A 14,454-nucleotide genomic window follows, 5' to 3' on the forward strand; every position below is an offset into this window, starting at 1 on the left:
AGCCTTGACGGCAGCACACCGGATCAAGCCTACTTCACCCCGCTGCCGCTCCGCACGGCAGCCTAACCCCGGCAGAGGCTCCACTTATCGACGCGGATATTCTGTTCAGACAACCGGGGCCAGCTCAGTCTGATCTCGGCTGAGGTTGCCAGCTGCAAGTTCGTTTTGGTGGACCGTCCGAAGATTTTGCGACGAAACATGAGCCAACTAGGTCGTTGCCAACGGAAATTAGCATCACATTCTTGCCCTTCATGCCATTTTTTTGCATTCCGCTTGGGAGGGCTGAATGTGGTGGCCTTTTGCACTCATTCGGGCGGGCAACCCGCTAAGGCGGCGGTTGGAGAAATTATGAACGCCAATGATAGAAATGTCAGCAAGCGGCTGTTTCGCATTTTACGCCCAAGGCTTTTACTACGGCCCTATACAACCATGGCGTAGGGGAGTAGTCGAGCAATTCCGAGTCGCCGTCGGTAGTGCTTACCGGAGTGGGCCTCGCTAGCCTTGAGGGCATTCAAATCGAACTTCTGAGCCAACAATCCACGTAGCATGGCCAGGAGCGCCCCCCCGCCGGTTCACGCTGGCGGGCCTGTTTGCGCGCGCTCGGTTAACGGATGGGCCGTGCCTCGGCCTCGATTCTCTTTGGAAGTCGATCGAGATATTCACTTATCGTACGTCTCAACTCCGCATTTGAATCTGCCTGTTCCTGCCGCATTTTCCTCGCTGTCGAAATCATGAGGTCGGAAATCTGGGTATCAAAGCGACGCGGATCCAGATCGTCTGGTTTCTTGAGATTAATGAGCAGGCCTCCGGCTATGACCAGCGTAGCCGCGTTCATCGCTAGTGATGGGATCGTCAGAAGGACAGTGAGTCGAAACCAATGCTTTTCAGTCAAGGCTTCACCCCCTAGGCGATAGGCGTGCCTGACTTTCGCGCAACCGCAAGGCGAGCGCAATAGGAACCGGGAGGAACTGGCAAGAGGCGATGTTAGTGTTGCGCTTCGGCCGCATTTTTGCTGGACCGGGGCGCATGGGAATAGATGGCTGGAGCAGCTCTCTACCAATCGAATGAAGGCTTCACCGGGCCCCAGCTCCATCTACCCGGCAAGTAACGATCAACAGAAGCATCCCCAGACTGAGCCGCCTCAGCGGAGTTCAAGCCGGACGGCGAAGTCCCGCGAGGATCCACCTTAGATTGGTCTTCGTCCCGTTTGGACCTTTGAGCGACATGGGTCGACATGGTGGCCTCCGTTGACCACGGATGGCTTACCAATCCTCGTCGGCAAATGCTGTAGCCAAAGTGTTACATCTCTGGACCGATCGCCCGATGCAGAGGACGCAGGGGCCGGGCAGTCGGCGACCTATTTTGGTATCGAAGCCGCGAATTGCGGTGGTTTGCCGCTGTCCAAATCCGGCCTGACGTCAGCGCCCCGGTGGCCACATCCAGCACATACGAAGCGCGGCTCGATATCCGATAGACGAACATCGTCCGGCCAGCGCTCGGAACTTGCGCAAGCTGCCTGTCGTGGGCGTGGATGGCACGTCCGCCGGTTCAAGTTGGCCAATTGTCAGAGATCAATATGCCATCGAACTAGGGCGTATCCAACCGCCACGTCTAAAGCGACGATTCCCACGACGATCAAGCCGCCCATCAGTACCGCACTCATGGCCAATCTCCTTTGTTGATTGGACGGGTAGATAGGCCGGAAGGTTCAAATTCGTTCCCCGGGGCGGGGCTTGCTCTCAGCCCCCATTGAGACGATGAGTGTCAAATTATCGATTCTTAGAGGCGTGGAACGTACGCGAGCCACTGCCGATAGGGGAGATGGGGAGCGGATGTGATTTCGCCTTGGCAGGCCGTATACCGTTAGTCATACTCAAGGTTGTATTGGGAGATAAACTCATGCAATTCGTTTTCTTTCTGGCGTGGCTTGCGATATCGCAATCGCGCAGATATCCGCGGGGATGGAGGGAGTGCATCTGTATTTGTGAGTAGGTGGGTTCGTGAGTTTCCTGCTCTTCGTGGTGTCTTATGCGCTCCCGGTGGTGGGGTCGTTGCTCGCAGGCTTGGCCGTCTATTACGGCGCGCAAAGCGGATGGGATTGGGAATGGTGGCAGGCACTTGCTCTTGCCGCTCCCGGCGTCGTGCTTTGGTTGATCACGATGGCTCTGGGCGGCTTGGGGTCCGTGGTTGAAGGGCGCCGGTAATCTCGAAGATGCCGAAGATCCTCTGGGTGTGGCTGCGGCGTTGCTGTTAATAGCTACGGCGAGGCTGCCCTATGGCTACTACACCTTCCTGAGAGTGGCGATTTGTGGGTTCTGCGCAGTTGTCGCGTTCTTCGCGTTCAGTGACGGCGCCAGCCGATGGGGTGTCGCTTTCGCCTTCCTGGCGATCCTCTTCAATCCGCTCGCTCCAATCTATCTCGATAGACAGACCTGGTTCTGGCTCGACATTGGATCTGCCGCCCTCATAGCGGCACATCTCGGCCTGACCGTCCTCAGCAGCCGAAAAGCAGCTAGCTAGCTCTTCTACGGCTCTTTCCAACCCGCTAACGCTGGCTGTGGGGTTGTAGGTAGAACGGCCAGCAGCATAATAGCTGAATGATTTCGATTCATTGGGCGGATAAAGGAGGACACCCCTTCCGCCCGCGCCGAAGCATCAGTCGTGTCAGTCGATCGGGTTGCTCCGCAGGAGCTGCAGCAGCGCCGGCTTCGGCGATCGCTTCTTTGGATCCTTGCGGTTGAAGTGCCCGCGGGTTGGCAATGGGGTCGTGTATTGCTTGCAAAGGTGACGTAGTCTCGCTAATTCCGAGATCGTGGGCCGCGCGGATTATCGTCTTGCTCCCGACTAAATCGCGAAGCTTCGCCCGGCCGAGCTTGACGTGCGTGCCACGTATCCGAACATCGATTTCTCTGCTCTTCCTCGGCCGTTTGATCCCGTGCTTTCGCTCGAAGGCTTTGGTGGCCTTGTGCTCCATGCGCGATCGGTAGCGCGCCAGGCGGTCGGGATAGGGGTAAGGGCCCGGTGCGCAGGCCTTCTTGAGCTTGTAGACGCGGCGAGCCCACGCGTGCTGTTCCGCGTCGTCGAAAGGGTAGAAGGGACCGTCTGGCGGCGACCACTCGGCATGCGCCGGGAGGAAGCTTAGTCGCCGCAATTCGAAGTCCCACCAGATCGCGCAACCCATCCGCGTGGGGTGATAGCTGGTCGCGAGAGCATCAATCGTTGCCGCGCAGTATATCGGCTCGCTCCACCGGCGGGCAACGGGCGCAATGATGCCGACGTTGAGAAGGGCCTCGAGCTCAGACGGCCTCAGCTTCAGGCGCTTAAACACCTCGTGCTCTTCGTACAGCGGCGCATCTGCCATGGCGGCACCTCGTTGTTGAGGAAGCCGGCCACGGCTGAAAGGTGTCTGTCAAATTGTGGGAGTTGTGGGTCTTTGCGATCGAAAAACTGGTGTGAGCTCAACTATGGTCACCGAAGTGCTCGGAATGGACAACCATCCGCGCACTTCACATCTCCAGCCGCCGGTCGCATCTCCAAGCCACGTTTCGCACGGCGGTCGGCGGAAGCCAAAGCGCCCGCATGGGCCGAAATCCCCCTCGGACGACGCTGACAATCAGCATTGCCCCTGGCAACTCTCAAATCCCCTTCGGATGTCTTGAGCCGATCACTTGAGCAAGCTCCAAATACCCGGAGGCGCTCGGAAACCACCGGCAGCGCTGATTAACTCGTGAGGCCGCGGCGTACCGAATCGACGGGCCACCGCCACTTTGTATTGCTATTCAATTCTTGATCGGGGGCCTCCCTTCGATGGCGACGTCGTCGGGTCGACCCCGCTTAGCCCGCGTTCGCCTTCAGCCCCGCGGCCTGGATTCCGGCCACCGCGCAGGCCTCGTCATTGTCCGAAGTGTCGCCGGAGACGCCGACCGCGCCGAGCAGCGTCGCACCATCCATGATCAAGACGCCGCCGGGGACCGGCACAAGCGCGCCCTTGGCAATGGTGTTCACCGCGTCGATGAAATAGGCCTGCTCCTGCGCGCGTTGGAACAGCGCCCGCGAACCCATGCCCATCGCGAGTGCGCCATAGGCCTTGCCGTGGGCGATCTCGGCGCGCATCAGGCTGGTGCCGTCTTGTGCGGCGGCGAGCTTGAGCACGCCGCGGGCGTCGAGGATGGTCACGACCAGCGGCTTCAGCTTGAGCTCGGTGGATTTTGCGAAGGCGGCGTCGAGGATCTTGCGAGCGGTGTCGAGCGTGAGGTCAGCCATGGCTGGGTTCCTTTGCAGCGGTTGAAGTGGAATCGGGCGCATCGAGGCTCAGCGCCAGCACGCGTGCGACGTGAAGCGCCTCGCGCCCCGCGCCGTCGTGAATCTGGTGGCGGCAGGAAGTGCCGTCGGCGACGACCAACGTGGTCTGGTCGGCGCTCCGCACGGCGGGCAGCAGCGACAGCTCGGCCATCTCGATAGAGGCATCATAGGTGTCGGCGCCATAACCGAAGGCACCGGCCATGCCGCAGCAGCTGGACTCGATGGTTTCGACCTTGAGGCCCGGCACGAGCCGGAGTACCTGCTCGACCGGCTTGAAGGCGCCAAAGGATTTCTGGTGGCAATGGCCGTGCACCAGGGCCTTGTTGGCGACGCTGCCGAGCGGCAGTTGCAGCCGGCCGGATTCGGCCTCGCGCACCAGAAATTCCTCGAAGGTCAGCGCATGGGCGCCGACCGCCTTGGCATCCTTGTCCTTGCGCAGTGAGGTGAGCTCATCACGCAACGTCAGCAGGCAGCTCGGCTCCAGCCCGACGATCGGCACGCCGCGCGCTGCGAAGGGCGCGAAGGCGCTCACGAGCCGGTCGAGCTCGGCCCTCGCTTGATCGACGAGCCCTGCGGACAGGAAGGTGCGGCCGCAGCACAGCGGGCGGCTGCCGCTTGCCGGCTTCGGCAGATGCACGCGATAGCTGCCAGTCACGAGCACGCGCAGCGCGGCCTCGAGGTTCTCGCGCTCATAGATGCGATTGAAGGTGTCGGCGAACAGCACGACCTCGCGGCCGGCTTCCGGGCCGACGCTTTCGGCCGGCGGCGCGAACACGTCGCTGCGGAAGGCGGGCAGCGCCCGGCGCGCGCTGATGCCGGCAAAGCGCTCGAATAGTCGTCGCAGCCATGGGCTGCGATTGCGCAAATTCGCCAGCGGCGCGAAGCGTGAGGCGAGGCCGGCATAGCGCGGCAGATAGCCGACCAGGCGGTCGCGCAGCGTCAGGCCGTGGCTCGCTGCTCGTGCTGCCAGCACTTCAATTTTCATCTTGGCCATGTCGACACCGGTCGGGCATTCGTGGCGGCAGGCCTTGCAGGAGACGCAGAGTTTGAGCGTCTCCATCATTTCGTCGCACGATAGCGCATCGGGGCCAAGCTGGCCGGAGATCGCGAGCCGCAGCGTGTTGGCGCGTCCACGGGTGACGTCCTTCTCGTTGCGCGTGGCGCGATAGGATGGGCACATCACGCCGCCCTCGAGCTTGCGGCAGGCGCCGTTGTTGTTGCACATCTCGACCGCGCCCTGGAAACCGCCGCCGGCGCCGGGATAAGCAGACCAGTCGAGTTTTGTCCTCAACTCGCCAACACGATAATCGGGCTTGAAGCGAAACAGCGAGCGGTCGTCCATCCTGGGCGCATCGACGATCTTGCCGGGGTTGAGGACGCCGTCGGGGTCGAAGCGGTGCTTCACCTCCCTGAAGTCGGCAACGAGGCGCGCGCCGAACATGGTCTCGTGGAATTCCGAGCGCACCAGGCCGTCGCCGTGCTCGCCGGAATGCGAGCCCTTGTATTCGCGCACCAGCGCAAACGCCTCTTCGGCGATCGCGCGCATCGCCTTGACATCCTTCTCCAGCTTCAAATTCAGCACGGGACGCACGTGCAGGCAGCCCTCGGAGGCGTGCGCGTACATCGTGCCGCTGGTGCCGTGCCTGGCGAATACCTCGTTCAGCCGCGCTGTATAATCGGCAAGGTGCGGCAGCGGCACCGCGCAATCCTCGACGAAGGAGACCGGCTTGCCTTCCTGCTTCATCGACATCATGACATTGAGGCCGGCGGCGCGGAAATCGGCGATGCCACTCTGTAGCGCGGGCTCGGTGATCTCGACCACGCCGCCCCATTTGCGCGTGTCGTTGCTCCAGCCGAAGCCGAGATCGCCCATCAGCTCGCCGAGCTGTTTCAGACGAAGGAGGTTGTCTGCCTGGTCCTCTTCGGCGAATTCGACCACCAGCACGGCATCCGGATCGCCCTTGATGGCCGCGGAGATGATCGGCCTGAACATCGCAATGTCGCGGCCGAGCGCGATCATGGTGCGGTCGACCAGCTCGACCGCGATCGGCTTCAGCTTGACGAGATGCTGGGCCGCGTCCATCGCCTCGTAGAAGCTGCCGAAGTGGCAGACGCCGAGGGCTTTATTGCGGATCACCGGCCACAGCTTCAGCTCGACCTTGGTGGTGAAGGCGAGGGTGCCTTCGGAGCCGACCAGAAGATGCGCCATGTTGTTCGGCGCATTGCGCGGCACCAGCGCATCCAGATTATAGCCGCCGACGCGGCGTTGCACCTTGGGGAAGCGTGCAGCGATCTCCTCGGCCTCGCGCGCCCCGAGATCCAGCATGTCGCGGAACAGCGCGCGGGTGGCGTCGGGCGCCTCGACATCGGAAAGATCGCGTGAGACCTCGCCAAAACGGCTCAGCGTGCCGTCGGAGAGGGACGCCTCCATCGACAGCGTGTTGTCGCGCATGGTGCCGTAGCGGAGGCTGCGGCCGCCGCAGGAATTATTGCCGGCCATGCCGCCGATGGTGGCGCGCGAGGCCGTGGAGACGTCGACCGGAAACCACAGCCCGTGCTTTTGGAGCTGGCGGTTGAGGTCGTCGAGCACGATGCCGGGCTCGACCACGCAGGTCCGGCCCTCGATATCGAGCGACAGGATCCGGTTCAGGTGCTTGGAAAGATCGACCACTAGGCCGTCATTGACGGTCTGGCCGCACTGCGAGGTCCCGCCGCCGCGTGGAGTGACCTTGACCCCTTCGTCGCGGGCGATCGCCAGCGCCCGCAGCGCTTGGTTCATGGTCCGGGGCACCACCACGCCCACCGGCATGATCTGGTAGAATGAGGCGTCGGCGGCGTAGCGGCCGCGGCTGAAGCCGTCGAACAGGACGTCGCCGGTCATTTCCCGGGCCAGACGCGCCGCTAGACGGTCCGTTGGGACCGATTCCGATGATGTTCCAGCCACTTCCGCCGCCATGGTCCGCTTTCGTCTGTTCGCCGGGACCGTCTTGCCTCCCGTCACGGCCCTTGGCAAGCGAGCCCTGCTTCTTGTGCATTGACGGACCTCGCCGCGCGAGGGACAAGCCCGACGAATAGTGATATGCGAGCGGCTCGCGGGAGCCCTCAATACGGGCCCACGGACGCTCGAGCCAAGACAGCTTCAAAAGACCGGGAAGGACGCCGATGACCGTGCATACTGGAAGGCATTTCCTACAGATTCCAGGACCGACCAACGTGCCCGACCGCGTGCTGCGGGCGATGGACATGCCGACGCTGGACCACCGCGGTCCGGAGTTCGCCGAGCTCGGTTTTGCCGTCCTTGCCGCGATGCAGCGGGTGTTCCGCACCAAGCAGCCGGTGATCATCTTCCCGTCCTCCGGCACCGGCGCCTGGGAAGCGGCGATGGTCAATGTCTTCGCGCCGGGCGACAAGGTGCTGATGTGCGAGACCGGCCAGTTCGCCGTGCTGTGGCGCGGTATCGCCGACAAGTTCAAGCTCGACGTCGACTTTATCCCAAGCGACTGGCGCCATGGTGCCGACCTCGCCGAGATCGAGAAGCGCCTCTCCGCGGACAAGCAGCATGCGATCAAGGCCGTCTGCGTCGTCCATAACGAGACCTCAACCGGATGCGTGACGCCGCCGCTGGAGGTGCGCAAGCTGCTCGATCGGGTCAAGCATCCGGCCCTCTTGATGGTCGACACCATTTCCGGCCTCGGATCGATGGAATATGAGCACGATGCCTGGGGCATCGATGTCTCGGTTGCCGGCTCTCAGAAGGGCCTGATGCTGCCGCCCGGCCTCGGCTTCAACGCCGTCTCGGAAAAAGCGCTCGCGGTCGCCAAGGCCAATCCCGGCATGCGCTCCTATTGGGATTGGCAGGAAGTCATCAGTTTCAACAAGCTCGGCACCTTCCCCTATACGCCCGCCACCAATTTGCTTTACGGGCTGCGCGAGGCGGTCAAGATGCTGGAAGAGGAGGGGCTGGAGAACGTCTGGACCCGCCACAAGCGCCACAGCGCGGCCACGCGTGCCGCGGTCAAGGTCTGGGGCCTGGAGACGCAGTGCTCCGACCCGGCCGCACACTCGCCGGCGCTGACCGGCGTGCGCGTGCCTGAGGGCTTTGATGCCGACGCCTTCCGCAAGGTGGTGCTGGAAAATTTCGACATGTCGCTCGGCACCGGCCTGAACAAGGTCAAGGGCAAGGTGTTCCGCATCGGTCATATCGGCCATTTCAACGATCTGATGCTGATGGGCACGCTCGCCGGCGTCGAGATGGGCCTCGATCTCGCAAAAATTCCGCACCGGAGCGGCGGTGTGTTGGCGGCCATGGACGTCCTGAAGGGGCGCGACGTGGTCCCGATGACCAAGGCTCAGGTGGCCTGAGAACACCAACAATGAAGTGAGCGCGCGATGAATCTACCTGCGACCGCCAACGAAGACCTGCTCTACTCCGTCCAGGACGGCATCGCGCGGATCACCTTCAATCGCCCCCAGGCGCGCAACGCCATGACCTTCGCCATGTATGACCGCATGGCGGAGATCTGCCTGGAGATCAACGCCGACCGCTCGATCAAGGCGTTGATCCTGACCGGCACCGGCGACAAGGCATTCGCCTCCGGCACCGATATTTCCCAATTCCGTGCATTCAAGACTGCGCAGGACGCGCTCGACTACGAGGCCCGCATCGACCGCGTGCTCGGTACGCTCGAGCAGTGCCGCGTGCCCGTGATCGCGGCCATCGCCGGCGCCTGCACAGGCGGCGGCGCAGGCATTGCCGCCTGCTGCGATCTCCGGATCGGCACCGAGACGACGCGAATGGGCTTTCCGATTGCGCGCACCCTCGGCAACTGCCTGTCGATGTCCAATATCAGTCGCGTCGTCGCGCTGGTCGGACCCGCCCGCACCAAGGATTTGATCTTCAAGGCGCGCCTCGTCGAGGCGCAAGAAGCGCTGGCGCTGGGCCTGCTCAACGAGGTCGTGCCTGACGTCGAGACGCTGCAGCGTCGCGCCGACGAGACCGCAAAGCTCGTTGCCAGCCACGCGCCGCTCACGCTGGAGGCGACCAAGGAAGCCGTGCGTCGCATCCGCCGTACGCTGTCGCGCGAAGAGGGCGAGGACTTGATCCTGAAGGCCTATATGAGCGAAGATTTCCGCGAGGGCATGGACGCCTTCCTCAACAAGCGCGCGCCCGTCTGGAAGGGCAGGTAAGGCTCATGCGCTTTCGGCTTCGTCAGCCGAAAGTCATATGGTTCGACTGGCCGGTTTGCTTGAACTCGTCGGTATTAGTCCGCACAATGCAGGGATTAAAGTTTCCGCGCTACAACTAAAAACTCAGGGGACGAAACTCGTGCGAATGCCAGTGAAAGCCGTCGGCGCCGTCATGGCGCTGTTGTTGAGCACGCCGGCTGTTGCCGGCTGGGAGCCGGTCAAGCCGGTCGAGATCGTGGTGGCGGCAGGCGCGGGCGGTGCCTCCGACCAGATGGCGCGGATGATGCAGGCGGCGATCCAGAAGAACAATCTGATGAAGCAGCCGATCGTCGTCTCGCTCAAGGGCGGCGCCTCGGGTGCGGAAGCGCTGATGTACATGAAATCCAGCGAGGGCGATCCGAACAAGGTGCTGATCGCCTATTCGTTGATCTACATGCTGCCGCTTTCGGCGAAGATCCCCTTCAACTGGCGTGAGCTGACCCCGGTTTCGGTGGTCGCGCTCGACCAGTTCGTGCTGTGGGACAACAGCGCAGGCCCCAAGACCGTGAAGGAATTCGTCGCGGCCGCGAAAGCCGCGAGTGCACCGTTCAAGATGGGCGGCACCGGCTCCAAGCGCGAGGACCACGTGCTCACCGTCTTCCTCGAGCAGAAGACCGGCGCGAAGTTCTCCTATCTGCCCTACAAGTCCGGCGGCGAGGCCGCGACCCAGCTTGTCGGCAACCACACCGAAGCCAACGTCAACAACCCATCCGAAAATCTCGAAGTCTGGCGCGCGGGCCAGGTGCGTCCGCTCTGCGTGTTCGACAAGGAGCGCATCTCCTACACCAGCAAGGTGACGGAGACCCAGTCCTGGGCCGACATTCCGACCTGCAAGGAGGAAGGCGTCGACGTGCAATATCTGATGCTGCGCGCGATGTTCCTGCCCGGCAAGGTGGCGACCGAGCAGCAGGCGTTCTATGTCGATCTCTTCCACAAGGTGACGCAGACCACGGAATACAAGGAGTACATGGAGAAGCAGGCGCTGAAGCCGATCTTCCTCACCGGCAAGGACATGGTGCAGTTCCTCGAGGAGGACGACGCGCTCAACAAGTCGCTGATGACCGAAGCCGGTTTCGTCGCGAAGTAGCCGAGTCTTTCCCCTCGCCCCGTTCTTAACGGGGAGAGGGTTGGATGAGGGGCTCCTTCCGCGAGTTGAGCCCGTGGGGGAGCCCCTCGCCCGGCGCTTCGCGCCGACCTCTCCCCGCAAGAACGGGGAGAGGTGAACAATTCCTCGACTTGCATCAGAGCCTCATGTCCCAAACCGATATCGAAATCGTCGTCGACGATCCGACCGCGCCTGAAGACGACTCGCCCTCCGTCGTGTCCTCCGGCACGATCGAGATCGTCGTCTGCCTCCTGCTGCTCGCGCTGGCCGTCACGCTCGGCTACGACAATTGGCGTACCGGCGCGTCCTGGGATTCGACCGGGCCCGAGCCCGGCTATTTCCCATTCTATCTCTCGGTCATCCTCGGCGGCGGCAGCCTCTATGGCCTGATTGCGGCGCTGGTCGCGCACCGCAAGGCGGCCGAGACCTTCGTCACGCACGCGCAGGCGCGCCGCGTGCTGGCGGTGTTCGTGCCGACGCTGCTGTTCTGCCTGGTGATGCAGTTCCTCGGCCTCTATGTCGCGAGCTTCCTCCTGATCGCGGGCTTCATGCGCTTCGTCGGCAAGATCGCGCTGTGGAAGTCACTGCTCACGGCCTTCCTGTTCACGGCGATCATGTTCGTCACCTTCGACGTCGCCTTCGACGTCATCATGCCGAAAGGGCCGCTCGAAGCGGCCTTCGGCCGCTAGGCGGGCCTGCAATGGAAGCTTTCGGACTCCTGCTTCACGGTTTTGCCGTCCTGCTGACGTGGAAGACGCTCGTCCTGATGATGGTCGGGCTGGTGCTCGGGATCTTCGTCGGCGTGCTGCCGGGGCTCGGCGGTCCCAACGGCGTCGCAATCCTGTTGCCGCTTACCTTCACGATGGATCCGACCTCCGCGATCGTGATGCTGTCCTGCATCTATTGGGGCGCGCTGTTCGGCGGTGCGATCACCTCGATCCTGTTCAACATTCCCGGCGAAGCCTGGTCCGTCGCGACCACCTTCGACGGCTATCCAATGGCGCAGCAGGGCAGGGCGGCGGAGGCGCTGACCGCGGCGTTCACCTCCTCCTTCATCGGCTCGCTGGTCGCGGTGCTGCTGATCACCTTCCTTGCGCCGATGATCTCGTCCTTCGCGCTGAAATTCGGCCCGCCCGAGTTCTTCGCGGTATATCTGCTCACCTTCTGCTCCTTCGTCGGACTGGGACGCGAGGCCAAGCACAAGACGGTCATCTCGATGTCGCTCGGGCTGCTGCTGGCCGGCATCGGAATGGATACCGTGTCGGGCAATCTGCGCATGACCTTCGGCTCGCCGGAATTGCTTCGCGGCATCAACTTCCTGGTCGCCGTCATCGGCCTGTTCGGCATCAGCGAGATCCTGCTGACGATGGAGGAGCGGCTGGCGCTGCGCGGACATGCGGCGAGCATTTCGCTGCGCGTCGTGCTCGGCGTCTGGAAGGACCTGCCGAAATACTGGATGACGTTGCTGCGCTCGTCCTTCATCGGCTGCTGGCTTGGCATCACCCCTGGCGGCGCGATCGCGGCCTCCTTCATGGGCTACAACCTTGCCAAGCGTTTCGCCGAGGACCCGGAGAGCTTCGGCAAGGGCCGCATCGAGGGCGTGTTCGCGCCCGAGACGGCGGCGCATGCCTCCGGCACCTCGGCGCTGCTGCCGATGCTGGCGCTCGGCATTCCCGGCTCGGGCACGGCGGCGATCCTGCTCGGCGGGCTGATGGTGTGGGGGCTCAATCCGGGGCCGCTGCTGTTTGTTGAGCACAAGGACTTCGTCTGGGGCCTAATCGCTTCGATGTATCTCGGCAATGTCGTCGGCCTCGCGCTGGTGTTGACGACGGTGCCGATCTTCGCCTCGATCCTGCGCGTGCCTTTTGCGGCGGTGGCGCCGATGATCGTGGTGTCCTGCGCGATCGGCGCCTACGCGATCCAGAACGCGATGTTCGACATCTGGCTGATGCTCGGCTTCGGTGTCGTCGGCTACGTCTTCAAGAAGATCGGCATTCCCTTGGCCCCGTTTACCCTCGCGCTCGTGCTTGGCAACCGCGCCGAGGATGCCTTCCGCCTCTCGATGATCGGCTCCGGCGGGACGCTGAAGGTGTTCTGGTCGAACGGGCTGGTCGGCTCGATCACGACCCTGGCGATCGTGCTGCTGTTCTGGCCCCTGATCGAGGGCTTGATCGGCCGTGTCGGCTGGAAGGCGGCGAGATAAACGGGCGGCGCAAGAAAAGCTCATTTCAATCAATATCTTTGCGTTATTGTGTCGCCGCAGTCCTATTGCTGGCGCACAATAGTTGTTTCCAAATGTTGCTCTTGCGCGACAGCCTCGGCGGGGCTTTGCGCTTTTGCTGCCCCTAGACTTATTGTTTTTCACGGGGGCAATACCATGAAGCAGGTTGTGATAGGAATTGTGGCTGCATCGCTGGTCGCGAGCAGCGCATTGGCCGCCGATCTGGCGGCCAAGCCGTATGTGAAAGCGCCGCCGATGGTCGATCGCGGTTATAATTGGACCGGATTCTACGCGGGGTTGAACGGCGGTTATAGCTGGGGTCGGGCGAACGAAACCGCGTTGATCGGCGCGCCCTTTGCAGGTACGGCCACCGTCAAGCAGAACGTCGATGGCGGCCTCGGCGGGGCCCAGGTCGGCTACAATTGGCAGGTGGACCGGAAGTGGGTCGTCGGCGTCGAGGCCGACATTCAGGGCACCGGCGAACGGGGCCGTTCAAGCAACGAGCTAGGAACGATCTGAATTGGCAGACTCGGTGTCACGGCGTCCACCGCCAGCAGCATCGATTTCCCCTGGTTCGCGACGTTTCGTGCGCGCGGTGGCTTCCTGATCGACGAGCCTGCTGCTCTATGCCACTGGCGGCCTGGTGGTCGGTGAGGTCAAGTTCGCCAGCACGCCGACGCTCACCGTTCAGTTGTTCGACGGCAATACGCCGATCGGCGCTCCCATCTCCGCCACCGGTCCGACAGTGTCGGAACGCCAGACCCGGGTGGGCTGGACCGTCGGCGCAGGCTTGGAAAAGAAGTTCGCTCCCAACTGGTCGGCGAAGCTGGAGTATCTCTACGTCGATCTCGGCACCAAGACCTCCTTCAGCGGAACAGGGAGCGACGTCGACGTCCGTTTCCGCGATCATATCCTGCGCGCCGGCATTAACTATCAGTTCGGTGGCCCGGTGGTCGCGAAGTACTGAGAACAACAGCGGCGTCAACGAGAAGCAAAGCCCGGCTCGCGCCGGGCTTTGTCGTTGGAGGTGACGGTCACACCACCTTCGCGTCCCTGAGCCTGGCAATCTCGTCCGCACTGAGGCCGAATTCCTTCAAGACCTCGTCGGTCTGCTCGCCGAATTCCGGCGGCCGCGAGCTATCCTGCGTTTAGGGCGCGAAGGAAAGTCGAGCAATTGTACCCACCGGACACAGGTGTGATCCGGCTTGACGCTGCCAAATAGATCCAGGGAACCCGCAGAGTCGCCGCTTATGCATCGTTATGCTAGTGTGAGCTGACTCAGCCAGGGTGTCTGCATGAGGGAAGTTCCATTTCATTTGAACCGTCCGCCGATCGGTCGCGCTATGAGCACGTTATTGGGGGCTGCTGCCGTTACAGCAAGTTTTCTTACGTCGTGTGTGAGTTCCGACGAAACCTCTCCAAAAGCACGCGTTACAACTGCTGCTCCCTGGGCCCGGGATCTGAACGAATCGCCACCTAGCCGGCCGCCTGTACGAAGGCCTGATTGAGCGCAGTACAAGCCCCCAAACCCTGGAGACCGAGGCGGCCGGGAGTTCGGCAGCGCACTCAAGCTGTGAATCACTCTGCAATTGTTCCTCAT

General features: G+C 62.6%; 13 protein-coding genes. 9 read left to right on the forward strand and 4 right to left on the reverse strand.

Annotated features, from left to right (window positions below):
• Positions 1–604: 604 nt before the first annotated feature.
• Complete coding sequence (locus AC066S_RS34750; protein WP_478271737.1) at positions 605–892, reverse strand: hypothetical protein; 288 nt, start codon at positions 890–892, stop codon at positions 605–607.
• Between the two features lie 1,108 nt (positions 893–2,000).
• Between AC066S_RS34750 and AC066S_RS34755 the strand changes: the two genes are divergently transcribed.
• Both AC066S_RS34755 and AC066S_RS34760 read left to right on the forward strand, forming a co-directional pair.
• Positions 2,001–2,204, forward strand: a complete 204-nt coding sequence (locus AC066S_RS34755; RefSeq protein WP_478271738.1) for a hypothetical protein — start codon at positions 2,001–2,003, stop codon at positions 2,202–2,204.
• Positions 2,188–2,520, forward strand: a complete 333-nt coding sequence (locus AC066S_RS34760; RefSeq protein ID WP_478271739.1) for a DUF6804 family protein — start codon at positions 2,188–2,190, stop codon at positions 2,518–2,520. The genes AC066S_RS34755 and AC066S_RS34760 overlap by 17 nt, the downstream gene beginning before the upstream one ends.
• 88 nt (positions 2,521–2,608) lie before the next feature.
• On the opposite strand, the gene AC066S_RS34765 is transcribed toward AC066S_RS34760, so the two are convergent.
• The 3 genes from AC066S_RS34765 to AC066S_RS34775 all read right to left on the reverse strand — a co-directional run bounded on the left by AC066S_RS34765 (position 2,609) and on the right by AC066S_RS34775 (position 7,258).
• Entirely contained in the window at positions 2,609–3,361 is a 753-nt protein-coding gene (locus tag AC066S_RS34765) for a hypothetical protein (protein WP_478271740.1), read from the reverse strand.
• 473 nt (positions 3,362–3,834) lie between these two features.
• Complete coding sequence (locus tag AC066S_RS34770; protein WP_478271741.1) at positions 3,835–4,263, reverse strand: GlcG/HbpS family heme-binding protein; 429 nt, start codon at positions 4,261–4,263, stop codon at positions 3,835–3,837.
• Positions 4,256–7,258: an FAD-binding and (Fe-S)-binding domain-containing protein gene (locus AC066S_RS34775; RefSeq protein WP_478271742.1), complete on the reverse strand. Its 3,003-nt coding sequence runs from the start codon at positions 7,256–7,258 to the stop codon at positions 4,256–4,258. Before AC066S_RS34775 ends, AC066S_RS34770 begins: the two co-directional genes overlap by 8 nt.
• A gap of 206 nt (positions 7,259–7,464) precedes the next feature.
• Here AC066S_RS34775 and AC066S_RS34780 point away from each other — a divergent pair, with 206 nt between their 5' ends.
• The 7 genes from AC066S_RS34780 (at position 7,465) to AC066S_RS34810 (ending at position 13,821) form a co-directional block, all read left to right on the forward strand.
• Positions 7,465–8,664 carry a pyridoxal-phosphate-dependent aminotransferase family protein gene (locus AC066S_RS34780; RefSeq protein WP_478271743.1) on the forward strand — a complete coding sequence of 400 codons (1,200 nt, stop codon included), beginning with the start codon at positions 7,465–7,467 and terminating at the stop codon, positions 8,662–8,664.
• A 27-nt stretch (positions 8,665–8,691) separates the two neighbouring features.
• Positions 8,692–9,489 carry an enoyl-CoA hydratase/isomerase family protein gene (locus tag AC066S_RS34785; protein ID WP_478271744.1) on the forward strand — a complete coding sequence of 266 codons (798 nt, stop codon included), beginning with the start codon at positions 8,692–8,694 and terminating at the stop codon, positions 9,487–9,489.
• A 145-nt stretch (positions 9,490–9,634) separates the two neighbouring features.
• Positions 9,635–10,615: a Bug family tripartite tricarboxylate transporter substrate binding protein gene (locus AC066S_RS34790; protein ID WP_478271745.1), complete on the forward strand. Its 981-nt coding sequence runs from the start codon at positions 9,635–9,637 to the stop codon at positions 10,613–10,615.
• A gap of 164 nt (positions 10,616–10,779) precedes the next feature.
• On the forward strand, positions 10,780–11,322 hold the full coding sequence (locus AC066S_RS34795; RefSeq protein ID WP_478271746.1) for a tripartite tricarboxylate transporter TctB family protein: 543 nt from the start codon (positions 10,780–10,782) through the stop codon (positions 11,320–11,322).
• Between the two features lie 11 nt (positions 11,323–11,333).
• Positions 11,334–12,836, forward strand: coding sequence for a tripartite tricarboxylate transporter permease (locus tag AC066S_RS34800; RefSeq protein ID WP_478271747.1), 1,503 nt, complete (start codon positions 11,334–11,336; stop codon positions 12,834–12,836).
• 174 nt (positions 12,837–13,010) lie between these two features.
• Positions 13,011–13,373: an outer membrane protein gene (locus AC066S_RS34805; protein WP_478271748.1), complete on the forward strand. Its 363-nt coding sequence runs from the start codon at positions 13,011–13,013 to the stop codon at positions 13,371–13,373.
• A gap of 124 nt (positions 13,374–13,497) precedes the next feature.
• Entirely contained in the window at positions 13,498–13,821 is a 324-nt protein-coding gene (locus AC066S_RS34810; RefSeq protein WP_478271749.1) for an outer membrane protein, read from the forward strand.
• Positions 13,822–14,454 lie beyond the last annotated feature (633 nt).

It is taken from the genome of Bradyrhizobium sp. CFUWI, assembly GCF_056429085.1.